Source organism: Bacillota bacterium, assembly GCA_023511455.1.
Lineage (GTDB): Bacteria > Armatimonadota > HRBIN16 > HRBIN16 > HRBIN16 > HRBIN16.
Window position 1 is genome coordinate 115,858 of the sequence record JAIMBJ010000005.1, and the last position, 25,403, is coordinate 141,260.

General features: G+C 59.4%; 18 protein-coding genes and 1 tRNA gene. 4 read left to right on the forward strand and 15 right to left on the reverse strand.

Annotated elements, in window-relative coordinates; translation table 11 throughout:
- Positions 1–81: 81 nt before the first annotated feature.
- From K6U75_05185 to K6U75_05195, 3 genes are all read left to right on the forward strand, one after another.
- Positions 82–384 (forward strand): VRR-NUC domain-containing protein, encoded by a 303-nt coding sequence (locus K6U75_05185; GenBank protein ID MCL6474429.1) that lies wholly within the window; start codon positions 82–84, stop codon positions 382–384.
- A 288-nt stretch (positions 385–672) separates the two neighbouring features.
- Positions 673–747, forward strand: a tRNA-Gly gene (locus K6U75_05190).
- A 114-nt stretch (positions 748–861) separates the two neighbouring features.
- The gene (locus K6U75_05195) at positions 862–2,205 is read left to right on the forward strand and encodes an adenylosuccinate synthase (protein ID MCL6474430.1); all 1,344 of its coding nucleotides are present in this window, start codon (positions 862–864) and stop codon (positions 2,203–2,205) included.
- Positions 2,206–2,209: 4 nt separating this feature from the next.
- Here the strand turns inward: K6U75_05195 and K6U75_05200 are convergent, their stop codons facing one another.
- Positions 2,210–2,773: a macro domain-containing protein gene (locus tag K6U75_05200; GenBank protein ID MCL6474431.1), complete on the reverse strand. Its 564-nt coding sequence runs from the start codon at positions 2,771–2,773 to the stop codon at positions 2,210–2,212.
- A 233-nt stretch (positions 2,774–3,006) separates the two neighbouring features.
- On the opposite strand from K6U75_05200, the gene K6U75_05205 reads away from it, so the two are divergent.
- Positions 3,007–4,974 carry a hypothetical protein gene (locus tag K6U75_05205; protein ID MCL6474432.1) on the forward strand — a complete coding sequence of 656 codons (1,968 nt, stop codon included), beginning with the start codon at positions 3,007–3,009 and terminating at the stop codon, positions 4,972–4,974.
- An 87-nt stretch (positions 4,975–5,061) separates the two neighbouring features.
- On the opposite strand, the gene K6U75_05210 is transcribed toward K6U75_05205, so the two are convergent.
- The 14 genes from K6U75_05210 to flhA all read right to left on the reverse strand — a co-directional run bounded on the left by K6U75_05210 (position 5,062) and on the right by flhA (position 25,382).
- The gene (locus K6U75_05210; protein ID MCL6474433.1) at positions 5,062–6,807 is read right to left on the reverse strand and encodes a GAF domain-containing protein; all 1,746 of its coding nucleotides are present in this window, start codon (positions 6,805–6,807) and stop codon (positions 5,062–5,064) included.
- Positions 6,808–6,998: 191 nt separating this feature from the next.
- Positions 6,999–7,901 (reverse strand): HDOD domain-containing protein, encoded by a 903-nt coding sequence (locus K6U75_05215; GenBank protein ID MCL6474434.1) that lies wholly within the window; start codon positions 7,899–7,901, stop codon positions 6,999–7,001.
- A gap of 25 nt (positions 7,902–7,926) precedes the next feature.
- Positions 7,927–10,044, reverse strand: coding sequence for a chemotaxis protein CheA (locus tag K6U75_05220; protein MCL6474435.1), 2,118 nt, complete (start codon positions 10,042–10,044; stop codon positions 7,927–7,929).
- Positions 10,045–10,089: 45 nt separating this feature from the next.
- The gene (locus K6U75_05225) at positions 10,090–10,524 is read right to left on the reverse strand and encodes a chemotaxis protein CheW (GenBank protein ID MCL6474436.1); all 435 of its coding nucleotides are present in this window, start codon (positions 10,522–10,524) and stop codon (positions 10,090–10,092) included.
- A 121-nt stretch (positions 10,525–10,645) separates the two neighbouring features.
- Positions 10,646–12,667, reverse strand: coding sequence for an MASE1 domain-containing protein (locus tag K6U75_05230; protein ID MCL6474437.1), 2,022 nt, complete (start codon positions 12,665–12,667; stop codon positions 10,646–10,648).
- A gap of 91 nt (positions 12,668–12,758) precedes the next feature.
- A complete protein-coding gene (locus K6U75_05235) occupies positions 12,759–13,106 on the reverse strand; it encodes a YraN family protein (protein MCL6474438.1) in 348 nt (115 codons plus the stop codon).
- Positions 13,093–13,740, reverse strand: coding sequence for a ribonuclease HII (locus K6U75_05240; protein ID MCL6474439.1), 648 nt, complete (start codon positions 13,738–13,740; stop codon positions 13,093–13,095). The genes K6U75_05235 and K6U75_05240 overlap by 14 nt, the downstream gene beginning before the upstream one ends.
- Positions 13,695–14,474 (reverse strand): signal peptidase I, encoded by a 780-nt coding sequence (gene lepB, locus K6U75_05245; GenBank protein ID MCL6474440.1) that lies wholly within the window; start codon positions 14,472–14,474, stop codon positions 13,695–13,697. The genes K6U75_05240 and lepB overlap by 46 nt, the downstream gene beginning before the upstream one ends.
- Complete coding sequence (gene rplS, locus K6U75_05250; protein MCL6474441.1) at positions 14,471–14,833, reverse strand: 50S ribosomal protein L19; 363 nt, start codon at positions 14,831–14,833, stop codon at positions 14,471–14,473. The genes lepB and rplS overlap by 4 nt, the downstream gene beginning before the upstream one ends.
- Positions 14,834–14,988: 155 nt before the next feature.
- Positions 14,989–16,449, reverse strand: a complete 1,461-nt coding sequence (locus tag K6U75_05255; GenBank protein ID MCL6474442.1) for a glutamate synthase subunit beta — start codon at positions 16,447–16,449, stop codon at positions 14,989–14,991.
- 12 nt (positions 16,450–16,461) lie between these two features.
- Positions 16,462–21,000: a glutamate synthase large subunit gene (gltB, locus tag K6U75_05260; GenBank protein ID MCL6474443.1), complete on the reverse strand. Its 4,539-nt coding sequence runs from the start codon at positions 20,998–21,000 to the stop codon at positions 16,462–16,464.
- 146 nt (positions 21,001–21,146) lie between these two features.
- A complete protein-coding gene (locus tag K6U75_05265; protein ID MCL6474444.1) occupies positions 21,147–22,121 on the reverse strand; it encodes a glycosyltransferase family 2 protein in 975 nt (324 codons plus the stop codon).
- The gene (gene flhF / locus K6U75_05270; protein ID MCL6474445.1) at positions 22,118–23,257 is read right to left on the reverse strand and encodes a flagellar biosynthesis protein FlhF; all 1,140 of its coding nucleotides are present in this window, start codon (positions 23,255–23,257) and stop codon (positions 22,118–22,120) included. Before flhF ends, K6U75_05265 begins: the two co-directional genes overlap by 4 nt.
- Positions 23,258–23,267: 10 nt before the next feature.
- Complete coding sequence (flhA, locus tag K6U75_05275) at positions 23,268–25,382, reverse strand: flagellar biosynthesis protein FlhA (protein MCL6474446.1); 2,115 nt, start codon at positions 25,380–25,382, stop codon at positions 23,268–23,270.
- Between the last annotated feature and the right edge of the window lie 21 nt (positions 25,383–25,403).

The window sequence follows — 25,403 nt, forward strand, 5'->3', positions numbered from 1 at the left end:
GCCACGATTCAGGCGCAGGCGAGGGGTTCCCCTTCCCTTCACGTGAAAACGCGCTGTGCAGGCTTCCTGGAGCCTTTCAGGATGCACCAGCACACCTTACACGCCAGAACGATTGTACGCTACCTGCAGAAACGTGGTGCATGGGTAGCGCGAATACGTGGCACATGGGGGCAACGTAGAGGCTTGCCTGATATACTGGCGTGCTGGCAGGGCAGGCTGATTGCTATTGAGGTGAAAACAGGCAGTGGCAGGTTAACGCCAGCACAGAAGCGTGAACACGAAGCCCTGCGCACTGCAGGTGCAGTGGTGCTGGTGGGCAACGCTGAACAGGTGCTTTCCGAGCTGGAACATCTTACCCACGAACCCCAGTTGCGCTTGCTGTAACCCGAAAAATGAAACGGAAAAGGGTACGTAAGCATACCCCAACCTCAACGGCGATACATGTATCTGGAAGGTGTACGTACAGTGTACTATTTCATGCGCAGGCACGCTGATAGATTTTGCAAGGTTTTGGGAGATTTGGGGATATGGCGTGCTTGCTTTTTGTGGCAGAATGTGTTAAGATAAATAGTGGCTGTGTGAGATAGCCAGCTACCTGGAAATTGGCAGTGTGCGCAACACAACCTGTTGTGCCTGCAGGGCGTGAAGGGTAGCATATCTTGTGTAGAGCGAGCGGGAGTAGTTCAGTGGCAGAACGCCAGCTTCCCAAGCTGGATGTCGCGGGTTCGAGTCCCGTCTCCCGCTCCATTTTTGCGTTTATCGCCCATTGGATAGCCGTGCTGGCTATCCAATCGTTTTTGACCAACCCTGTTGCCTCGAGCAACGGAAAGGAGGAAGGCGGCTTCCGCCGTTGACTGCCGCATGCCAGTAGTTGTTGTGGTCGGTGCCCAGTGGGGTGACGAAGCGAAAGGCAAAGCGGTGGACTGCCTGGCGCAGGATGCCGATATGGTGGTGCGCTACGGAGGTGGCAGTAACGCCGGTCATACTGTTCGCTTCGATGGGCGTGAATTCAAATTGCATCTGGTGCCCTCCGGCATTTTCCGCCCGCAGGTCATGAACATCATCGCCAGCGGAGTGGTGGTGGACCCGCAGGTGCTTACGGAGGAAATCCGCTCCCTGCAGGCACAGGGAGTGCCGGTGGATAACCTGCGTATCAGCGCAAGCGCGCATGTGGTGATGCCCTACCATCGGCTACTGGATGCGCTGGAGGAGAAGCAGCGCGGCTCGGCGCAAATCGGAACCACCTGCAGAGGCATTGGCCCCGCCTACGCCGATAAGGCGGCGCGAAAAGGTATCCGCATGGCAGACCTGCGCCAGCCCGAGCGGTTTGCAGCGGTGTTGCGCCGTGCGCTGGAGGAGAAAAGCCGCCTGCTCGAAAGGGTCTACGAGGTTCAGTGTCCCTCTTTCGAAGACATCTGGCGTGAATATGAAGAATACCTGCCGGTGCTTCGCCCGCTGATTGCCGATACCGACCCGCTGGTGTACACGGCGGTTCAAAAGGGTCAGCGGGTGGTCTTTGAAGGAGCGCAGGGCACGCTGTTGGACCTGGACCATGGTACATATCCGTATGTGACCTCTTCGCACCCTGTGGCGGGTGGAGCGTGTGTGGGCACCGGCATCGGTCCCACGCACATCGACGCAGTCATCGGGGTGGCGAAAGCATACACCACTCGTGTGGGTGCAGGTGCCTTCCCGACCGAACAGCCCAACGAAACCGGCAACTACCTGCGCGAACGGGGTAGAGAGTACGGCACAACGACGGGTAGACCACGCCGTTGTGGATGGCTGGACGCAGTGGTTTTGCGTTACGCGGCGCAAGTGAACAGCCTCACCGCCTTTGCCATGACCTTGCTGGATGTGTTGAGTGGGATGGACACCGTCCAGATATGTCGCGCCTACCGCTTGCCGGATGGACAGGTCACAGAGCAGTTTCCCTCAGATAGCGCGGTACTGGAGCAATGTGAGCCGGTCTACGAGCAGCTGCCCGGCTGGAAAGAGGAGATTGCCGACGCGACAAGCTGGGACGACCTGCCCGAAAATGCGCACCGTTACGTTCAGAAAGTGGAGGAGCTTACCGGAGTGCCGGTAGCGATGGTATCGGTAGGTCCACAGCGCCACCAGACTTTCTGGCGACACGGTGTCTCTACGGAACTACCCGTGCGGACACTGCAACTGCTGGCGCAACGGCGGAGCAGGCTAGAGTAACGTGCTATCCGTTGTATCGCGCGGTAAACTCCTGCTGAAATGCCTGCACGGTGGGCGCATCGAATAGCACAAGACGCACCTCTCTAACACTGCTGCCGGGCTTTTGTGCGAAGTACGACTCTATCGTCTCCAGCATCACCTTCGCGCAACGGTCTTTCGGGAATCCGTAGATGCCCGCACTGATGGCGGGAAAGGCAATCGTGGCAACGCCCAGCTCGTCTGCTCGCTGCAGGCTGCTGTGAACCGCACTCGCCAGCAGACGGTCGGCTTCTTCTGGCGTGTAGTTGTTCCAGATGGGACCGACAGCGTGAATCACGTATCTCGCAGGGAGCCTGCCTGCGCCTGTTACTGCAGCGCCGCCCGTCGGCACGTGCCCGATACGGTTGCTTTCCTGCTGAATCACCTCACCACCGGCACGCACAATCGCGCCCGCAACTCCTCCACCGTGTTGCAACCTCTCATTGGCAGCATTGACGATAGCGTCAACCTGTTCCTGGGTGATGTCGCCCTGCAACAGGGTAATCTGTTGACCGTTCGGCAGTGTGGTTCTTGCAATCCGCTGGCTCATTGGCATCCCCCACCTTTTAGTATAACGCCTTATCCTTTCAGGCGCAACCGCCGAAGTCCTTCAAATGGCTCGACGAGAGCCTCGGCGTCCAGCGTACCGTAAACGGCAGCAGCTGCTGGAAAGGCAAATAGGCTCTGCACGGCGAAGTATTGGGCAGAGAAAGGCACACAGTCTGTTTAAACCGGTCAGGACGATATACAAGCGATAAGGAGATTGCGTCACTCGCAGGCATGATGGATATACCCAGAGCCAGTGCAGAACCGACCACACATCCACCCACCGATTCTGCGGACAGGGATACGCTTCGTAAGCCAGCGGCAGGCGTCTCGTCCCGTGCTATCCTGCTGGGTATTATGTTGATCCCGCTAAACGTTTACTGGGTCATTGTGGCGGAGCTGCGCTGGTATGCCATCCTTACGCTTAATCCGCTGTTTGTAACGCCTGTCTTCTACCTGTTTGTGCTTGTCATTCTCAATGCGTTGCTGCGTCGCGTGGCTCCACGCTGGATGCTGAGCCCGGCAGAGCTGGTGGTCATCTACGTGATGCTGGTGATGTCCTGTACCATCGCCACCCACGATTTCATCATTAACCTCATCTCTCTCATGGGGTGGGCGAGATGGTTTGCCACCCCGACCAACCGCTGGGAGGACACGCTGTTCCCCCACCTGCCGCGCTGGTTGCTGGTCTGGGACAAAGAGTTGCTGGAAGGCTTCTTTCAGGGCAACAGTACCCTGTACCGACTGGAAGTGCTGAAGATGTGGGCAGCTCCGCTGGCGTTCTGGAGCCTGTTTATCTTTATCGCTGGGTGGACGATGCTGTGCCTGAACACCATTTTTCGACGGGCGTGGATGGACCAGACGCGCCTTTCCTTCCCCATCGTGCGCCTGCCTCTGGCGCTGACCGAGCCGTTCACTCCCGGCGCAATGATGCATACCCGCGCACTCTGGCTCGGGTTTCTGGTAGCAGCGGGTCTGGACCTAATCAATGGCTTACACGAGTGGTTTCCGGCACTGCCTCACTTTCCGACACGCGCTGTGCCCATCCAGTTTACCGAACCTCCATGGACGGCGGTGGGGTGGTTTGTGCGCACGTTTTATCCCTTCGCTATAGGGCTCGCGTATCTCGTGCCGCTGGATGTGTCCTTCTCGTGCTGGTTTTTCTACCTGTTCATTAAGGCGCAGATGGTGATTGGCTACCAGCTGGGCTACGGCAACATCCCCGATTTTCCCTACGTCAGCGAACAGGGCATCGGGGCATGGGCTACCTTTGGGGTGATATTGCTGTATGCCAGCCGGGGCTACCTGAAGGAGATAGTTTCTGCGGCGTGGCGCGGCGACCGTTCGCTGGATTCCCATGAGCCGCTGCCATATCGGGTGGCACTGGTGGGTGCGCTGCTGGGGCTGGTGGCGTTTGCAGCCTTCTGGTGGCTGGCAGGCATGAGCCTGCTGTGGGTGCTGTTGATGGTGGCAGCCTACTTCCTGCTGGCGTTGTGCATCACGCGGGTGCGGGCGGAAGCGGGTGGTCAGCACACCGTGTGGGACCTGGAGCCGATGCGCCTGTTCCGGCTGTTCGATTCCACGCTGATGACCGCTCCGACGATGGCTGCTGCCGCGTTAAGCCACTGGTTCTGGCGGTTGAACCGCAGCCACATCATGCCCAGCCAGATGGAGGCTTTCAAACTGGCGCAGGAACACGGCATCCCCTTGCGCCAGCTAGTGTTACCGATGCTGCTCTCTATCGCGCTGGCGACGGTGGTTGGGCAGTGGGCGTGTTTGCATGTGCTGTATCGCGAGGGTGCGCTGGCGAAGTGTGCGGGCTTTGCGCGGTGGACAGGATGGGAGAGCTTCACCTGGCTGGAAGGGGCGGTCCACTCGGGCTTCAAAGCCGAGGCAAGCCGCTGGGGAGTAGTGGGTGGCGCGAGCCTGTTCACACTGTTCCTGTATGCGATGCGCACGCGCTTCGTGGGGTTTCCGTTCCATCCGCTGGGCTACTGTATCGGTCCGGGGCTGGTGTGGCTGTGGCTGCCGTTTTTCATCGCGTGGCTGGTGAAGTTCTTTGTGCTGCGCTACGGTGGGTTGCGCATGTATCGGCGTACGCTGCCCTTCTTCCTGGGGCTGGTGCTTGGCGATTACACGATGGGCGCGCTGTGGTCGTTGATTGGTGTGGTATGGGGCGTGCCTACACTGCAAATTTTCCATTAAAACGGATAGGGGGCAACCACAAGGGTTGCCCCTACCGGGGGGTGGACACAATGCGCCATTGTGGGGGGGCAACCACAAGGGTTGCCCCTACTTGGTAGGTTTTTCGTCTTCTGGCTGTTCGGGTGGCGGCTGCAGGGGCAGGCGGAAATAGAAGGTGGAACCTTTGCCTTCCTCGCTTTCCACCCAGATGGTGCCGCCGTGTCGCTCCACCAGATGCTTCACCAGGAACAACCCGATGCCCGTGCCACCTGCCTCGCGCGTATCGCGGTTGTCTACCCGGTGGAACCGCTCGAAAATCTTGGGCAGGTGATCCTTCGGGATACCGATGCCCTGGTCGCTGACGCTGATGAGCACCGTCTCGCCCTCCGGTACACCCTTCACCCGCACCTCTCCACCACGCGGTGAGTACTTGATAGCGTTGTTGATGAGGTTGGTGAGTATCTGGTCTATCTTGTCCTCGTCGGCAATGATGGTGGGGAAGTCCTCCGGGAAGTCCAGAATAATCTGGTGCTTGGTGGTGTACGACTTCTGGATGGTCGCAACGCGGTCCGCCAGCCCGGGCAGGTCGATGGGTTTGGGGTTGAGTTGCAATGCCCGCCCCGATTCGATACGCGACACGTTCAGCAGGTCGTCGATAAGCCGCTTCAGGCGGTCGGTTTCGGTGTCGATAATCTGCAGGAACTCCCGCTGTGTCTCGCGGTCATAGAAGCCTTCCGTATCCTGCAGCAGGGTGGACACGAAGCCCTTGATGGAAGTCAGCGGTGTGCGCAGCTCGTGCGAGACCGTTGAAACGAAGGCGGTCTTCATGCGCTCTACGTTGCGGATTTCGGTGATGTCATTGAAGATAGCCACCGCGCCGATGAGGTCGTTCTCTTCGTCACCGCGCACGACAGCTGCCTGAACCTGGAAGATTCGCTCCGCCTCGCTTTCGTGGTCTTTCACAGAGATTTCGACAGCACCTTCGCTTTTCTCTGTGAGCGCGTTTTCAAACAGCTCGCGCACCTTGTCGATGTGGATGACTTCCTTATAGGGTTTGCCGATGACGTTCTCGCCGTTTTTGATGCCGAAGATGCGCCGCGCGGAGGCGTTCATCTGCGTGATTCGCTCGTGCTTATTCACCATCACGAGCCCGGCATACAGGCTTTCGATGGTATGCACCAGCTCCTCTTTTTCTTCAACCACCTCGCGGTACATCTGCGCACTGACGATGACCGCGGCAGCGTTGCGGGCGAGACGCTCGAGCAAGCGCACGTCCTCGTCGATGAAGGTGCCTCCATAACGCTTATTGAACACGTGCACTACACCGATAGTGATGCGGTCAATCACGCGGTTCTCTTCGTCGCGCTTTTCCACAATCAGCGGTGCACTGACGCCGTTGCGGATGCGCAGCAGTGCCACATGCTCCTGCAGGGTGCGGGGGTCGTTCACCGCATCATGGAAGATAACGGGCTGCGACGAGCGGAATACCTCCCCGCTGATGCCCTGTGTGGCTCGAACGCGGAAGCTGCGGATTTCATCGTCGGTGAGACCGAAGGCAGGACGTACCGCATAGAGCTCCCCGGTCTCGCGGTCAAACAGCATGAAGACGCATTTCTCCGCCTGGAGAATCATGGCGATACGGTGTACCAGGCGTTTGAGAGTCTCCTCGAACTCGGTGATAGCCGTAGGGGTTTCTACTGTCTCGGCAGTGCTGCGGTATTTTTGTTCCAGTTCCCGATAGCTATGCTGTAGCTCTTGCAGATCGCGCTCCAGCTTCGCGATATATCTGTCCTTCTCCTCCAGGCTTTTCTGGAGTGCCTCAATTTGTGAGCGCAGTTGAAACACGTTGTCCATAAGCGACCTTTTCCTCTCCTGCTTCTCTGCGGATGGTTCCTCTGCACCGAAAGGATTATAACATACAGCCTTTGGGACTGCAACCCGAAAACTTTCGGCATGTCCGGCGGGGCGTGCTGAACGGTGCTGCCGACCGATTAGTTAGGCGGTATCCCCACTAGAATAGTTCCATAAAAGCGGTGTTTCCCGCTCTACGGAGACTGGAGGATGTGCAAAAAGTCTCTCGCCGCATCCATCTGCATTTCCACCTCACGCCGGCACCAGCTCCACGAGTTGTTGTCCATGCGGAAGACCTCACAGAGATGAACAGGCAGGTCTGGCATCTGTTCGGGGGGGGCTTCGGCAGCAATGCTACCCGACAACCTGTCGCCCAGATACACCGCGCCTACCTGATGGAAGAAGGGGGAATCCTCTATCGGGTCGTGATGGTGCAGCATCACCTCTGCGAACACAGGGGGGAGGTTCCAGTGTTCCGCCATCCTCGCGCCGACCTCAGCGTGTGTGATGCCCAGCAGTTCTTGCTCTAACGGGTAGACGGCCTCCAGGCACTCGCTTCGCTCTACGACTGCCCGATACTCGGCTGGAAAGTTCTGGCTCAGGAACAGAATGCCCAAATCGTGTAGCAGACCTGTGAGGAACATTTCCTCGCGCATAATCAGGTCTTTGCGTAGATGCTTGGCAAGCGCGGCAGCCGCCAGCGCTGTCTCCAGAGAGTGTTCCCAGAACCGTTGCCGGTTTACCGGCGAGCTGGCGCCGTGTCGCAAGACCAGGCGCACGGCAGCGACACCTATCGCCAGATTACGAATGGTCTCGAAACCCAGCAGAATGACGGCATGGGATAACGTGGTGATGCGTTTGGGGAAGCCGTATCTCGCCGAGTTCACCAGACGCAGCACTTTCGAGGAGAGCACCTCGTCCATGCTGATAACCTTTTGCAGGTCCTGCACCCCGCAGTTCGGGTCGTTAGTCATCTCCATCACCCTGGTGATGACCGCAGGCATGGGAGGCAGGCGCTCGAGGCTCTCGCGGATGGCTTCCTCCAGATGTTTTGTGTCGATGACACTGGATGCTGACATGTAAGACAGCTCTCCCATCGTTTTCTCCTTCTCCTTTCCTCATTCAGGCGGCACGTGCCGACACGTTGTGGAAAAGGTCTGCCACCTCCAGAATCAGGGCAACGCGCCCGTCGCCCAGGATGGTCGCGCCGGAGACGCCGCCAATCTCCCCAAGGTACCGGCTGAGCGACTTAATCACTATCTCCTGCTCGCCAATCAGGTGGCTGACCACCAGCCCGACCTGCCGTTCACCCAGCCCAACAACCACCACAAACATGGGCTCTTCACCGCGGCAGGAGCGTGCGGAGAAATCCTCATCGTAGAAGTGTGCCTTCAGGCTGATGAGCGGCAGCGTGCGTCCGCGCAGCACGATGGTCGGGCGCATACCGACAAACTGCACCATTTCGGGCTCGATCTTGAGCGTTTCCAGCACGGAGCTGAGCGGGATGGCATAGACCTGTCCGTTCACGCGCACCAGCAGCGCACGGATAATCGCCAGAGTGAGGGGCAGGCGGACAGAGATGCGGGTGCCTTGGCCAGGAGTGCTATCTATATCCACAATGCCTCCGACACGCTGGATATTGTTGCGCACGATGTCCATCCCCACGCCCCTGCCGGATACTTCTGTAACCTCTTTGGCGGTGCTGAAGCCGGGCGCGAAGATGAGGCTCAGTGCCTCGCGGTCGCTCAACCTTTCCGCTGCATCGCGAGTGAGAATACCTTTGCGTACCGCCACCTCCCGCAGCTGCGCAGGGTCCATCCCCTTGCCGTCATCTTCTATCTCGATCAGGATGTAGTTCTCTTCGTGCCGTGCGCTCAGGCGAATGGTTCCCTGACGGGGTTTGCCCGCCGCCTCGCGCACTTCGGGCGGCTCGATGCCGTGGTCCACGCTGTTGCGCAGCATGTGTATCAGCGGGTCGCTGATGATTTCAATCACCGAGCGGTCGAGCTCGGTTTCCTGACCTTCCATGACCAGCCGTACCTCTTTGCCGAACTTCTGGGCGAGGTCGCGTATCATGCGCGGGAAGCGGTTGAACACGTGCTCGATGGGCAACATGCGCGCTTTCATAATGTGTTCCTGCAGCTCATCGGTGATGCGCCCGATGTGTCCCGCCGCTTCCAGAAGACTGTCCACGAGGTCATCGTGCTGGGAACGCGCCTCGAATTCGCGCCCCAGCTGGGCAATGCGGGTACGGTCGATCACCAGCTCCCCGACAAGGTTTAACAGCGTGTCCAGACGCGCTACATCCACCCTTACCGTCTGGGACATAGCGGGTGTGCGGCTGGTGGTCTTCTCCGTTTCGCCTTCAGAGGAAATGGGAGGTTCGGGGCGCGGCCCTGTTGTCTGGGCGACGGGCGAATCCAGCACCTTTTGCGGCCCTTGCTCGGCGCGGGGGGCAGGTTGCGCCGGAACAGCGGCGGTAGCCTCCTGCCAGGGCGATACCTCCACGTCCCGTATCTCGCTGATGCCCATCAGCGCGCTTCGCAGATGCTCGATGGGCTTATCCGTGGCGACGAGGAGCTGGAACGAGTCGTCGAACTGTTCGTTATCCAGCGCGTCCTCGTCAGGGTACGACGCGATTACGGCGCCACCGCTGGCGTCTATCGCCTGCAGCACCATCAGCGCGCGTACCGACTTCATCAGCGTATCTTCCGCCAGCCGCACGGTAAAGTGATAGACCTGCAGCCCGTTGTCGATAGCCGTCAATGCGGCTTCTCGCTGGTGCTCCTGCAGAACCAGTTCGGCTGGGGCTTGTGGTTGCGCCGATGATGGTGTATTCGCTGCTGATATGTCGGTGGTGGTTTCCTGCAGGGCGTTGCGCAGACTCTGCACCAGTTCATCACAGTCGATGTTGGATGTGCCGCCCTCCGCAATCTGGTCGCGCATGGCTTTGAGGGTATCCAGTGCGTCGAAAAGGCGGTTCACCAGCGACGTACTGACATTGATTTCACCTTTGCGCAGGGCATCGAAAACATCCTCCATCGCGTGGGTGAGCTCTCCCATGGCGGTGAAGCCCATCGCGCGCGATGACCCCTTCAGGGTGTGGGCAGCCCGAAATATCTCGTTCAACACATCCTGAGAAGGCGATTGCTCCAGCAGCAGGATGTCCTGCTCCAGAATGTTAATCTGTTCGGCAGCCTCCTCCAGAAACAGCGCAATGTATTCGCCAGTATCCATCATACGCAACCTCGCGGCAAAGAGATTCTATGCTGGTCAGCGGAGCCTCTATTGCTGTTCCACCACTTTTTCCACATCCAGCAGCAGCACCAGCTTGTCGTTGACCTTTCCTAACCCGCTGATGTAATCTGCGCTTTCGGTGCCTGCCATCTGGGTGGGTGGCTCGATATGGTCTTCGGGCAGCCGAAGCACCTCTGAGACGGCATCCACAATCATGCCAATGCTTTCGCCGTTCACCTCTACCACGATGATGCGCGACTGGGGAGTTTCTTCCTGAACAGGCAAACCCAGCCGTGCGCTGAGGCTCATCACCGGTACGATACGCCCGCGCAAGTTGATGACCCCGCGCATGTAATGAGGCGCACGCGGCACGAAGGTGATTTCCTTCATGCGGATGATTTCGTGGATATACGAAATGTCAATAGCGTATGTCTCGTTGCCCAGACGAAACGCAACAACCTGCCTTTCGGCGGTTGCGGTCATCGTTGCCGCGCTCATGCGAGTTCCCTCCGCTTGGTGTGAGATTCATACCGGTAAAATCTTCGGTTTAAAAGGGCTTCTTGTGTAGGGTGAAGGGGTTCAAACGGTTGTCTGCGAGGGGGCACTAGGATTCGGCAGGAACGCTGGGAAGGTATATGTGGAACGTGCTGCCCTGTCCGGGCTTGCTCTCTACGGTGATGTGACCACCACTTTGCTTCACCACTCCATACACCACCGCCAACCCCAAACCGGTGCCTCTTTCGCCTTTAGTGGTGTAGAAAGGCTCGAAGATATGTTCCATCTGTTCGGGTTCCATGCCGACGCCGGTATCACGCACCGACAACCTCACGTATTCTCCGGGGGACAGGTCGGGGTGGGATTGCACATCAGCCTCACCCAGCACGACGTTTGCGGTTTCGATCGTCAGCACTCCACCCTCTGGCATGGCATCGCGGGCATTGATGGCGAGGTTCAGGATAACCTGCTCTATCTGCGCTGGGTCTGCTTTGACCCTCTTAAGGGCAGGCTCGGTCAGTATTCTCAGGTCTACCTGCTTCCCAATCAAACGCGTAATCAGCGGGGCGATGTCGTAGATAATCTGGTTCAGGTCGATAACCTGTGGCGACAACGTCTGGCGGCGGGCAAATGCCAGCAGGTGTTTCGCCAAGTCTGCCGCACGGTTGGCGGTGTCCAGCAGGCGTTTCAGGTCGTCCACGGCGGGATGTTGCTCGGGCAGGCGCGCGATGGCAAGGTCTGCGTAGCTCATGATTGCGGTCAGCAGGTTATTGAAATCGTGGGCGATCCCCCCTGCCAGTCGCCCGATGCTGTCCAGACGTTGAGCACGAAATAGTTCGCTTTCAAGCCGCTTGCGCTCGGTGATGTCGATATCCATGCAGATTATCTGGGTCTGCCCCGCTTCAAGGCGGACGGGGAACAGCGAGGAGAGAATATAACGAGGGGCACCGGAGGCAGTTCGCGTCTCCCATTCCCGTAGTGGGGCAGGTTGCCCTGTCTTCAGGGTGCGCTGCACCATCTGGTCGAACTCCCTGGCATCCTCTTCCGAAAGCAGAAACTCTCCTAATCGCCTGCCCAGCGCCTGCTGCTCGGTGAAGCCGTAAAGTTCTTCGGAAGCCCTGTTCCAGAACAGCACCCTCCCCTCGTGGTCGTAGCCCTGAACGGCGACACCCGGCGCGTTGTTGATAATCTGGTTGATCTGGTCATAGGCTTGCTGGAGGGCTTTTTGGGCATGGTGTCGCTCGCTGACGGAGGCGGCAAGTAGCAGCGCAGGCACAGTGGTCACCGTGATAAACACCCACAACAGGGCGACGCTCTCCTGCAAGCCGAAGCTGGCGAACGGACCCTTGCCCATGACCGTCATCCAGGCAGCCAGTGCTGCCGCGACGAAGTTCGCGGCGGTGCAACCATGCTGCTCAGACCGCAATGCTCCCCAGATGAGTAAGGGAAACGCAAGGAAGACCAGAGGGTAGGGTTTCACGCCGGCGGAGAGTATCCAGCCACCGAAAACGGCAAGGGTGACCAGACCGGTAAGCGCAAGCACCAGCGCAAACTCCAGCCAGCCGTCCAGTTGCCAGCGGGGTAAACGGCTCCATACCAGTATCAGGGGAGCGATCAGCAGACCTCCCACCACGTTTCCCAGCCACCATATCAGCCACACCTTCGGGAACTGCTCCCATGCAACAATGCCCGCTGTGCAAAGTGAACCCACCCCAACGGTAGCGCTTGCGGTGGTGCTGAGCAGAGCCGCCCACAGTAAGAAGTTCCGAACATCCCGGATACGGGGGAAGGAAATCTGGAAGTCGGTAAAACGGGTGAGGAAGAAGGCGCCCAGAAACGCCTCCAGTGTATTCCCTGCGGATGTGGCGAAGCAGACCCACAACGGAACCGGACTCGCAAGGACTGTTAAAAACGCACCGAGAGCCACACCTGGCAGGAGCTGATACCCGCCCAGCAGTACCGCCGCCAGCGACAGTCCTGTGGGCATCCAGATGAGTGTCGCCATCTCCTGGACGTAGGCGAACTGCAAGCCCACCCTTGCCAGCACGAAATACACGAGCGCCAGCGTCAGGTTGAGCAGGACGATGCGCCATATTGAAACCGTTGCCCCGGAGCGATTCCGGTTGTTCATCTCTCCTCCCTCCGCTTCACGGCTGAGGAACAGTTGGCTTTACTCTTTTCTCCTTGCCTTTCAGTATTCCTGCACATTTGCGAGTGTGCTTTCAAAAAGCTTCGCGAAGCCAGCGGACGTACGTCTTGCCCGATTGCCACCACACCTCGACCACATCGAAACGGCACGGAGAATCAGGGCAGAACAGGCTGAGATACACTTCTGCGCATTGGCGCAGGCGGGCTTGTTTGCGCTCGTCTACTGCCTCACGAGGCATGGCATACTCTACATTATGGCGTGCTTTCACCTCCACAAAGAGTATCGTGTCGCCCTCCTGCGCGATGATATCCACTTCACCATACGGACATCGCCAGTTGCGTTGTAACACCGTGCAGCCCTTTTGCCGGAGATACTGTGCGGCGATTTGCTCACCGGCACGCGCCGTCTCACGGTTGTCCATTGTGATTCTCCAGAGGCAGGCGAGGCTGGTGTGCACAGAAGCTCACGCGGTGCTGGGGACAGAGACCGAACTGCTCGATCGCCTGCCGATGTTGTGCGGTACCGTAGCCTTTGTGACGGGCGAAACCATATTGCGGAAACAGCCTGTCCAGCTGTGCCATCAGGTGGTCCCGTACCACCTTTGCCACAATAGAGGCTGCGCTAATCACAGGGACCAGTTCATCGCCGTTGATGACGGCTTGCGCGGGATACGGCAGTCCGGCGGGGACGTGAGACCCATCCACCAGCACCATATGCAGGGGCACAGGAGACGACTCCACCGAACGCCTCATTGCCAGCAGGGACGCCTTCAGGATGTTCAGTTGCTCGATCTCCGCGACGGTTGCCAGTCCCACTGAGACGACCAGTGCGTGGCGGTATATCCAGCGACAGGCTTGCTCGCGGTGCGCAGGGGAGAGCTTTTTGGAGTCGCGGATGAACAGCGGAAGCCCCTCTGCACCGACATCCGCTGGGAGCACTACACAGGCGGCAACCACCGGACCCGCGAGGCAACCACGTCCTGCCTCATCCACTCCGGCAACCAGAGAGTTCAACGCACAATGCGAATGCGCTGGGGCGGCCAGAAGAGAATCCATGCCTTGCCCACCACCCTGTTACGGTCGAGCAGTCCCCACTTGTGTCCGTCGTTGCTATCATTGCGATTATCACCCAGCATCAGCAGCTTGCCGGGCGGAATCTTTTCGGAGGGAGATTCACGGACGTAAGCCTCGCGGTGAGGGTCAAGGATAATCTGATTGTTCTCCATGACCTCGCCGTAGCGGTTGATTTCGTACACGTGTCCGCCGATAATCTTGAGGTTATATTCCGGTGGGCTGGCGATGTACGGTTCACGAACCGGGGTACCGTTCCGGTAGAGCACTCCGTCGCGTATCTCTATCACATCGCCGGGTACACCCACGCACCGCTTGATGAACTCAATCTCGCGCGGGTCTGCCTCCGGCGGCGCTTTGAACACCAGAATATCACCGGCGATGGGCTCGCGCAAGCGCAGGGTAAACTTGTCGACCAGAATGCGGTCGCCCTCCAGCAGGGTGGGGCGCATGGAGCCTGAGGGGATATAGAAAGCCTGCACGATAAACGGACGGATGACCAGGAACACCAGAATAAAGGCGAGCACTGCCGACTCGACCAGTTCGTTCAGCGCGTACAGCCTGGGGCTATACACCGGGGACAACCTGACATCAGGCGAGCGCACCGAGCGCGTGTTCCATGGCGTCAGCCCCAGGCGTACCAGCGTGAGAACAGCCGAGATGAGCAAGACATAGCGAACGTTAAGGTTCGCTATCCACTCTACCCATTCGCCGGTCATCGTGGCGTACGCAGTTCCTTGATTCGTGCGGCTTTACCGATCTTCTTGCGCAGGTAGTACAGTTTGGCGCGGCGTACTTTACCCCTGCGTACCACTTCTATCCTGTCGATACGCGGGGAGTGAAGCATAAAGGTTCGCTCGACACCGACGCCGTGCGAAATCTTGCGCACGGTGAAGGTTTCGTTAATACCGCCGTGTTTGCGAGCGATAACCACGCCCTCAAATACCTGAATGCGTTCTTTGTTGCCCTCGATGACCTTCGCGTGCACGCGTACCGTGTCGCCCGGACCGAACTCGGGCAGGTCGGTGCGCAGCTGGTCTTTGGTGATTTCGGCGAGTATCTGTTGTGCCGATGCCATATTTCAACCCCTTCCGGTATGGATGACACAAAAAGTTCGCGAACGCCTCGCGCGTTCGCGCCACTACAGTATACCAAACCTCTGGGGCACAGGGCAAGGGATGCACTGGGTTTTGGTGAAAATGTCCTTGCCCCCGCAGGCGGGAAGGGCGGGCATCACAACAGTTTCGCGCCGGTGAGGGGCAGGTAAGTGCGCCCCATCAGGTACTTGTCCACGTAGTGCGCTGCCTCACGTCCCTCGCTAATCGCCCACACAATCAGCGACTGTCCCCGGCGCATATCGCCCGCGGCGAATACACCTGGCACCGAAGTGGCGTAATTGATGGTCTTTACGTTGCCGCGCTCGTCATACTCTACGCCCAGCGAATCCAGCAAGCCATCATGCTGCGGGTGCAGGAAGCCCATCGCCAGCAACACCAGATCCACATCCAGACTGAACTCGCTGCCAGGTATCTCGCGGAACTGCCGTCTGCCGCTGGAATCTGTGTACCATTCCAGCCGCACCGCGTGCAACCGCCTGACGTTGCCGTGTTCGTCGCCTTCGAACCATTTGGTATTGATGCTCCACTCGCGGATGCCGCCCTCCTCATGCGCGCTGGAGGTGCGCAGGATCATAGGGTAGGTCGGCCAGGGCTGGGTGATCTCATCGCGTTCCAGCGGGGGCTTGGGCATCAATTCAATCTGGTAGACCTCCTTCGCACCCTGCCGGATGACGGTGCCCAGGCAGTCCGCCCCGGTATCGCCTCCACCGATAATCGCCACGCGCTTGCCCTCGGCAGTAATGCGTTGCTCAGGGGGAATATGGTCGCCAGCGTTCACGCGGTTCTGCTGGGTCAGGTATTCCATGGCGAAATGGATGCCTTTCAGATTGCGTCCGGGCACCTTCAGGTCGCGCGGGATGGTGGAACCACCTGTTAACACCACTGCGTCGAACGCCGCCAGCAGCTCCTTGGTAGTAACGTCCACCCCCACATTCACGCCGGGCTGAAAGTCTATCCCCTCCGCCTCCATCAGCTGCAGTCGGCGATCCAGGATTTTCTTATCGAGTTTGAAATCGGGGATGCCGTAACGCAACAATCCCCCGATGCGGTCGGCGCGTTCGAACACCGTCACCCAGTGGCCAGCGCGGTTAAGTTGCTGTGCCGCTGCAAGCCCTGCCGGTCCCGACCCCACCACCGCCACTCGCTTGCCCGTGCGCACCGGCGGGGGTTCCGGCTGTACCCAGCCTTTCTCGAAACCGTACTCGATGATGTGTTCCTCGATCTGTTTGATGGTGACCGCAGGCTGGTTGATGCCCAGCACGCACGCGGTTTCACAGGGCGCGGGGCACAAACGACCGGTGAACTCCGGGAAGTTGTTGGTGGCGTGCAGGCGGCGCAGTGCCTCGTGCCATTTGCTGCGGTATACCAGGTCGTTCCAGTCGGGGATGATATTGCCCAGTGGACAACCCAGATGGCAGAAAGGCACGCCGCAGTCCATGCATCGAGCCGCCTGTTGTTGCAGACGCTCGGGCGGCATGTGCGTATGCACTTCCAGCCAGTCTCGCTTGCGCTCCTCCACCGGTCGGTAGGGCGCGGTTTCGCGTGTATACTTTAGAAAGCCTTTTGGGTCAGCCATGCGTCCACCACCTCAGTCCATCACCATCTGCTCGGCGGATTGCTCTCGTGCCATCTCTGCCAGCACGGTCTTGTACTCTACCGAAATGACCTTCACAAACTGCGGTAGCACTTCGTTCCAGCGCTCCAGCACCTCTTTGGCGCGCGCGCTGCCGGTATAGCGATGGTGTCGCTCCACAAGGTCGCGTAGCAGGGAAATATCCTCGGGGTCCTCTACCGGTTCCAGCAAGATCGAGCCGCCGCCGAAATTCACGCGCCTGTCGAACAGCCCGTCGATGTCCCATACGAAGGCGATTCCGCCGCTCATGCCCGCGGCGAAGTTGCGTCCGGTTTTGCCCAGCACCACCACCACGCCGCCGGTCATATATTCACAGCAATGGTCGCCTGCACCCTCGACCACCGCCCTGGCGCCGCTATTGCGCACCGCGAAGCGTTCACCCACCACACCGCTCAGGAACACCTCTCCGCCTGTGGCTCCATATAGCAGTGTGTTGCCCGCGATGATGTTCTCATGCGGTGGGAAGTCGCTCTCCTTTGGCGGATAGGCGATGATGCGCCCGCCGGAGATGCCCTTGCCCAGATAGTCGTTGGCGTCGCCTTCCAGGATGAGTGTCACGCCGTTGTGCAGGAAAGCACCGAAGCTCTGCCCGGCGGAGCCTTTGAAGTGGATGCGGATGGTGTCGTCGGGTAGACCCTCCTCGCCGTAGCGTCGGGCAATCTCGCCGCTGAGCATCGTGCCCACCGTGCGGTTGCAGTTGCGGATGGGCAGGCTCAGCTCCACCCGCTCGCCACGTTCCAGAGCAGGCTTGCACAGCTCCAGCAGCTGGATGTCTATCTGCTTCTCCAGACCGTGGTTCTGTTTCTCCACACAGCGAAGGGGCGTATCGGGTGGCACATCGGGCTTTTGCAGTAGCAGGCTCACGTCCACACCCTTCGCCTTCCAGTGGTCGATGGCTTCGCGCGTCTCCAGCATGTCCACGCGCCCCACCATGTCGTCGAACTTGCGGAAGCCCAGTTCCGCCATAATCTCACGCACTTCCTGCGCCACGAAGGTGAAGAAGTTCACCACGTGCTCGGGTTTGCCGGCGAACCGCTCGCGCAATACAGGGTCCTGTGTGGCGATGCCTACGGGACACGTGTTCAGGTGACACACGCGCATCATGATGCAGCCCAGTGCCACCAGCGCCGCGCTGGAGAAACCGAACTCCTCCGCACCCAGCAAGGCGGCAATCACCACGTCGCGTCCCGTCTTCAGCTGTCCGTCGGTTTGCAGCACCACACGCCCGCGCAGCCCGTTTTTCACCAGCACCTGTTGCGTCTCGGCGATGCCCAGCTCCCACGGGATGCCCGCGTGCTTGATAGACGACAGCGGTGACGCCCCTGTACCGCCTTCGAAACCGCTGATGAGGATATGGTCGGCGTGCGCTTTCGCCACGCCTGCCGCTACTGTGCCAACTCCCACTTCCGCCACCAGTTTCACCGAGATGCGGGCGTAGGGGTTGACGTTTTTCAGGTCAAAGATGAGCTGCGCCAAATCCTCGATCGAGTAGATGTCGTGGTGCGGCGGCGGCGAGATGAGCGTCACCCCCGGTGTGGAGTGGCGCACTTTGGCGATGTACTTGCTCACTTTATGCCCGGGCAGCTGTCCGCCCTCGCCGGGCTTTGCGCCCTGCGCCATCTTAATCTGCAGTTCGTCGGCGTTCACCAGATAGTGGGTGGTGACGCCAAACCGCCCCGATGCCACCTGCTTGATGGCGCTGCGCTTGCTGTCGCCGTTGGGAAGGGGGATGTAGCGCTCGGGGTCTTCCCCGCCCTCGCCGGTATTGCTCTTGCCGCCCAGGCGGTTCATGGCGATAGCCAGAGTCTCGTGCGCCTCCTTGCTGATGGAGCCCAGAGACATCGCTCCGGTGGCGAACCGCTTCACAATCTCACTAACGGGTTCCACCTCCTCGATGGGGATGGGGTTGCCCTTCTTGAACTTGAACAATCCGCGCAGCGTCGCCAGCTGCTCGTTCTGCTGGTTGACCAGCTCGGCGTATTCTTTGTAAATCTGGTAATTGCCGGTGCGTACGGCGTGCTGGAGTTTGGCGATGACGTCGGGGTTCATCTGATGGAACTCGCCGCCGCGACGCCATTTGTACCAGCCGCCTGGGTCCAGGTCCAGATTCTCCGGTACGGGCGCGGGTGGGTAGGCAAAGCGGTGCCGTGCCAGCGTCTCCTCGGCAATGACGTCCAGCTTCACGCCACTGATGCGCGAGGCAGTGTGCGTGAAGTACTTGTCGATAACCTCTTCATGTAAGCCGATGGCTTCGAATATCTGCGCGCCGCGGTAGCTCTGCAGGGTGGAGATGCCCATCTTGGACATCGTCTTGAGCAAGCCCTTGTTAATGGACTTGATGAAGTTTTTACACGCCTGCTCGTAGCTCAGCTCTTCCGGCAGCATACCCTCGCGCTTCATGTCCGCCAGCGTTTCAAACACCAGGTAAGGGTTCACCGCGCTTGCCCCATAGCCGATGAGCAGGGCGAAGTGGTGCACCTCGCGCGGCTCGCCCGATTCCACCACCAGCCCCACCGCAGTGCGCGTGCCCTCGCGGATCAGGTGGTGATGCACCGCCGAGGTTGCCAGCAGGGCGGGGATCGGGGCATGATTGCGGTCGACGCCCCGGTCCGACAGGATGATAATGCTGACCCCTTCGGCAACGGCGCGGCTAGCCTCTTTGCAAAGGCGCGTGAGAGCCACCTCCATGCCTGCCGCGCCGGTATCGGGGTCGAACAGCATCGAAAGCGTGCGCGCACGGAAGTTGTTCACCTCGATGTGGCGCAACTTCTCCAGCTCCACGTTGGTCAGGATGGGTGTCTCAATGCGCAGCTGCCTGCAGTGTTCTGGGGTCTCTTCCAGCAGGCTACCGTCCTTGCCGATGTAGTCCGCCAGCGACATCACTATCTCTTCGCGGATGTGGTCGATGGGCGGGTTAGTGACCTGTGCGAACAGTTGCTTGAAGTAGTTGTATAGCAGCTGCGGTCTCTGCGAGAGCACTGCGATTGGCGTGTCGTTGCCCATTGAGCCAACCGGTTCTTCGCCGTCGGTAGCCATCGGCGCCAGAATCATGTGCAGGTCTTCCAGCGTATAACCGAACACCTTCTGCCGCTCCAGAATGGTGTCGTGGTTGGGCAGGTAGACATGCGGCGGGTCGGGCAGCTTGCTCAAGTCGATGCGGTTCTGGATGAGCCACTGCCGATACGGCTTCTGGTGGACGATGCGGTCTTTAATCTCCTCATCGTCGATAATGCGTCCCTCTTCGGTATCGACCAGAAAGATTTTGCCCGGCTGAAGCCGCCACTTGGAGCGAATGTTCTCATCGGGGATGTCCATGACCCCCGTTTCGGATGCCATTACCACCAGGTCATCCTTGGTCACCAGATAGCGCGCGGGGCGCAAGCCGTTTCGGTCGAGCATGGCACCGATTTGCCTTCCATCGGTGAAAGCCACCGCCGCTGGGCCGTCCCACGGCTCCATGATGCAGGCATGGTACTCGTAGAACGCCTTGCGGTCTTCGTCCATGAACTGGTGGTTGCCCCACGCTTCGGGGATGAGCATCAGCATGGCATGAGCAAGACTGCGCCCACCCCGCACCAGCAGCTCCAGCGCGTTGTCCAGTGTGGCGGAGTCGCTGCCTGTCTCCGTCACCAGCGGGGTCAGCTTCTTTACGTCGTCGCCAAACAGCGGCGAACGCAGTTGAGCCTCGCGGGCACGCATCCAGTTGCGGTTACCGCGCAAGGTGTTGATTTCCCCGTTGTGAGCAATCATGCGGTAAGGGTGTGCCAGCGGCCAGGTGGGGAAGGTGTTGGTGCTGAACCGCTGATGTACCAGGGCAAGCGCGGTGACGACATCTGGCTCTGCGAGGTCCAGGTAGAACCCACTGATCTGGTGCGCCAGCAACAGTCCTTTGTACACAATCGTTCTCGATGATAGGCTGCAGATGTAAAAGTATTCGGGCTGTTTGAGGTGCAGACGAACTACACGGTTCTCAATCACCTTGCGGATAACAAACAGCTTGCGCTCAAACGCTTCCTGATCTGGCAGGTGCTTTGCTCGCCCGATGAAAAACTGTTTGATGACCGGCTCGACCGCCCGCGACGCGCTGCCGATGACGGTATTGTCTACAGGTACATCGCGCCATCCCAAAAACAGCTGCCCTTCTTCTTTCGTTACGGTCTCAATAGCCGCCTCGCACAGGGCACGGTCGCGCTCATCGCGGGGCAGGAAAACCATGCCCACGCCATAATAACCTTCATCGGGCAGGTTCCCATCACGCACACGCAGGAAGAAACGGTGCGGTATCTGGATCAGGATGCCTGCGCCGTCACCCGTTTCGGGGTCACTGCCAGACGCGCCCCGGTGCACCAGGTTTTCCAGAATCTGGATGCCCTGTTCGACAATAGCGTGCGACTTCTTGCCTTGAATGTTGACCACAAAGCCTACCCCGCAGGCGTCGTGCTCATGCTCGGGGTGATACAGACCTTCTGGTAGTGGTAATCCGTAATAATGCATCCTCTTCTACCAGCTCCTTGTCACGCAATACTTGAAATAAGTCCTTACCTGCAGGACAAATAACGCCCGTTGTCGCTGGTGCGTGCTTTCGCACGAACGACACGGGCGCCTTTGGAACCGTGTGCGTGCAGTTATTTTACCGCAGTTTATGTTCTATTTGCAACCTCTGGAACTTTTCCACGTGAAAGACCGAGTGCATCCTGCAAAACCTCCCGGAACATGGCGACGTGGCGGGCAGCATGGTGGCGGTTGGGTTTGCCCACCAGCCATGCCCACATCCACAGCACCATCCTCAACAATGCCCCCATCGCGATGAGAAGACGATACACAGGCACGCTCCATGCGCCGTATACCTCGCGGAAGAAGAGGATACGGCTTCGGTTGTACGCTTTCACCATCTCCGTACGCACCGATTCCTGCTCGCTGCTGGCGCCCAGGTGGTGCTTGAACTTCGCATGGGGCACATAGTAGATACGCCCACCTGCCCGACGGATGCGATGACACAGCTCGGTGTCCTCGGCATACATGAAATAGCGTTCGTCGAACAGGGGGAAGCGACCATCTGCTTGTCGGCGCAGCATCAGGCATGCCCCCACTACCTGCTCCACTTCGCGCACGCTATCGTAGCTCCACCAGGAGAGGGTATATCCCCCAAACAGGCGCGTTCTGGGGAAGGCTTTAGCCAGCAGGCTCTGCTCGCAGAACACCGCCCACAGGGTCAACCGTTCCGAGCAGGAAGTCTGGATGCTCCCGTCCGGTAGAATAAGCTGCCCGCCGGCGGCGTGGGCTTCAGGATGCTGGCGCATGAAATCGATCAGGGCTTGCAGGGCGTCGGGCATGACCTCGATGTCGCTATTCAGTATCAGCGCGAATTCGCCCTGAGCCTGTCGCAGCGCCTGATTATTCGCCTTGCCGTAGCCCAGGTTCTGCTCGTTGGCAATCAGGCGCACCTGCGGGAACTGCTCGTGCACCATTTGCACGCTGCCGTCGGATGAGGCGTTATCCACGACCCACACCTCGAACGGCTCGCGGGGGGGATATGCGAAGATGGAGCGCAGACAAGCACGCAGGTGCTCGCGCGTGTTCCAGTTGACGATGATGATGGATAGCGCTATACTCATGCGGCTGGCGTCAGGATAGAAGCGTGGGCGGAGCAAACGCCCAACACCAGTGACGCCAGCTTATTCGCCTCCGCCACCTCGACATCCTCTGGCACACGCTGTCCCGTCGTCACATACGAGATGGGCAGGGGATGCTTCACTGCCACGTTCAGGATGTTGCCAAAGGTGGTGCTCTCATCCAGCTTCGTCCATACCACGCGGTGCAGAGGCATTACCGAAAATCGCTGGACGATGTCATACAGGTCATGTGTTTTGGTCGTGCTGCTCAGCACCAGATGCACTTCGCAATCGCTGAGCCGTTCGCAACAGGCTTTGAGCTCGCCAATCTGCATACTGTTGCGCTGGCTGCGTCCGGCGGTATCCACGAACACGATGTCCATGCTGGAGAACTCGCGTACGGCGGCAGGCAGTTCGCTACTGCTGTATACCACGCGGATGGGCACACCGATAATCTGGCTGTAGGTGCGCAGTTGCTCCACCGCGGCGATGCGGTAGGTATCGATGGTAATCAGTCCCACGCGGCGTTTTTGCAGGAGCGCATACTGAGCCGCCAGTTTGGCGATGGTGGTGGTCTTGCCCACGCCCGTCGGTCCCACCAGCATCACTACCTTTGGCTGCGCCTCCTGCAGGGTAATGGCACCCGAGGTGGTTAACCGCTCGGCAATCACTGACTGCAGCGCGCTCTCCGAGAGGGCATCTTCGGAGATGGACTGTAGCAGTTCGCGAGCGATGGTCTCTTCCACCCCCGACTCTATCAGCAGCTGTAGCCAGCGGTTGTGTGCCGGTGTGCCAACGGGCACATTGTTGGAAACGACCGCCACGCCCTGCCGGGCAAGCTGGGCAATCATGGCTTTCAGGTTCTGTATCTCGTTCTCCAGCTGCTCGATGCGAGAGGTTGATTCCTGCGTATCCGGAGGCGTCAGCGTGGACGCGGTGGGCTTTTGCGGGCGTCGCAGGCTCTCGAGGTCGGGGTTGTCGGTCGCCCAGACTTCGACCATCTCGCGTCCCCACACGCCCAGCACGCGCTTGTTGACCTTGCGTGTTTGCACAATGACCGCGTCGCGTCCCAAATCCGCGCGAACCATTGCCAGCGCTTCGGTTATCGTCTTTGCCTGGTATTTGCGGATATTTGCCATTTTCCTCCTCCTAAGCTGCCTGAGATACCCCTGCGAACATCGGTACGGAGACCACTGCCACCGCCTCAACTGGCACTCCGCTTGCCACTTCGTTGTAGGCGATGCATGCCACCGACGGCATTGATCGCTCTATTAGCCTGCGCAGAGGAAGTCGGATTTGCGACGAACAGAGAATGACCGGCACGTAGCCCATTGTTGCCATTTGCTCTACCTGAGCGCCGATTTCCCGCAACAGCGCGCTGGCGAAGGCGGTATCGATAGCCAGCTGCAACCCCGAGGCGGTGGGCTGGACGCTTTCACGCAGTCGCCCCTCCAGTGATGGCTCCAGCGTCATCACATACAGGGTGCCGTCGCTGGACAGATACTGTCGCGTAATTGTGCGGGCGAGTGCGGCGCGCACCAGCTCGCCCAGCTGGTCGGGGTCTTTGGTACGGGGGGCGTAGTCCGCCAGGGTTTCCAGAATCGTGCCCAAATCGCGGATGGGGATACGCTCGCGCAACAGGTGCTGCAGCACTTTTTGTACCTCGCCAACGGTCATCAGGTCGGGAACCAGCTCCTGCACCACCGCGGCGTTCTGCTGCTTCGTGTGATCGAGCAGGGTTTGCACGTCCTGGCGGGTCAGGATGTTCGCCGCGTGCTGTTTGATGACTTCGGTCAGGTGTGTTGCCACCACTGCCGAAGGCTCCACGACGGTGTATCCCATCATCTCTGCGGCATCGCGCCGACTAACGGGTATCCAGTGTGCAGTCAAGCCAAAGGCAGGCTCGCGAGTGGGAATGCCGCCCAGAGATTCCATCTGCTGAGGATCGTCTGCGCCCATCGCCAGCAGGTATTGCGGACGTACCTCGCCGGTTGCCACCGTCTCACCCTTAATCTTGATGGCGTATTGCTCGTTCTTCAGTTGCAGGTTGTCACGGATGCGCACCGACGGCAGTACGATACCCAGCTCCAGCGCAGTCTGACGGCGGATGAGGTTGATACGCTCCACCAGGTCGCCGCCTGCCGAAGCGTCCACCAGCCCCAGCAGACCCAGACCCAGCTCCAGTTCTATCGTGTCAACGGTCAGCAGCGGCAACACCGCCTCCGGTCCCTTTGGCGCCTCGGGCGCAGGCTGGCGTTTGGGCGCGGTTTCCGCGCGGCGGGAGCGTGCCCTGTGACCCTGCGTGACCACGTAGCCGATTCCCCCCAGCGCCGCCGCCAGCAGCAACAGCTGGATGATGGGAAAGCCCGGCACCAGCGCCATCGTGACCAGCATCCCAGCCACAATCCACGCCGGGCGAGCGCGCGAGAAGAGCTGAGAAAACAGGTCTTGCCCGATGTGGGTCTGTGTCGCCGTGCGGGTGACCAGAATACCTGCTGCGGTAGAGATGAACAGGGCGGGTATCTGTGCCACCAGTCCTTCACCAACAGTCAGCAGGGTGTAAGTGCGCAGGATGGTCATTGCATCGCCCTGCCCGTTACGCAAGCCTATCAGGAAACCGCCCACGATGTTAATGATGATAATAAGCACCGCCGCGATGGCATCGCCCCGAACGAACTTACTGGCACCGTCCATCGCGCCGTAGAAGTCCGCCTCCTCTTCAATCGCCTTGCGCCGCTCCTTTGCCTGCTCTTCGGTGATGAGACCAGCGTTCAGGTCGGCGTCGATCGCCATCTGCTTGCCCGGCATGGCGTCCAGTGTAAAGCGGGCAGCCACCTCCGCCACACGCCCTGCACCGTTGGTAATGACCACAAACTGCACGATGACCAGGATGAGAAAAGCCACCACGCCCACCACATAATCGCCACCGACCACGAAGTTTCCAAATGCTTCAATCACGCGCCCGGCGGAACCGGTGCCCAGAATCAGCTTGGTGGCGGCGATGTTCAGCGAAAGGCGAAACAGGGTAGCAATCAGCAACAGGGAAGGGAACACCGAAAACTGAAGTGGTTCCTGAACATAAAGGGTAGTGAGAAATATCAGCGCTGCGCCTGCCAGGTTCACCACCAGCAAGGTATCCAGCAACCACTCCGGCAACGGCACGATGAGCATGACCACCACGCCCAGCACCGCTATCGCCATGATGAGGTCGCTGTATTTGCCTAAACGTCCCCCGATTCGCGAATGAAGCGCGATTCCTGCCATCATCGTACACCTGTTAAAAAT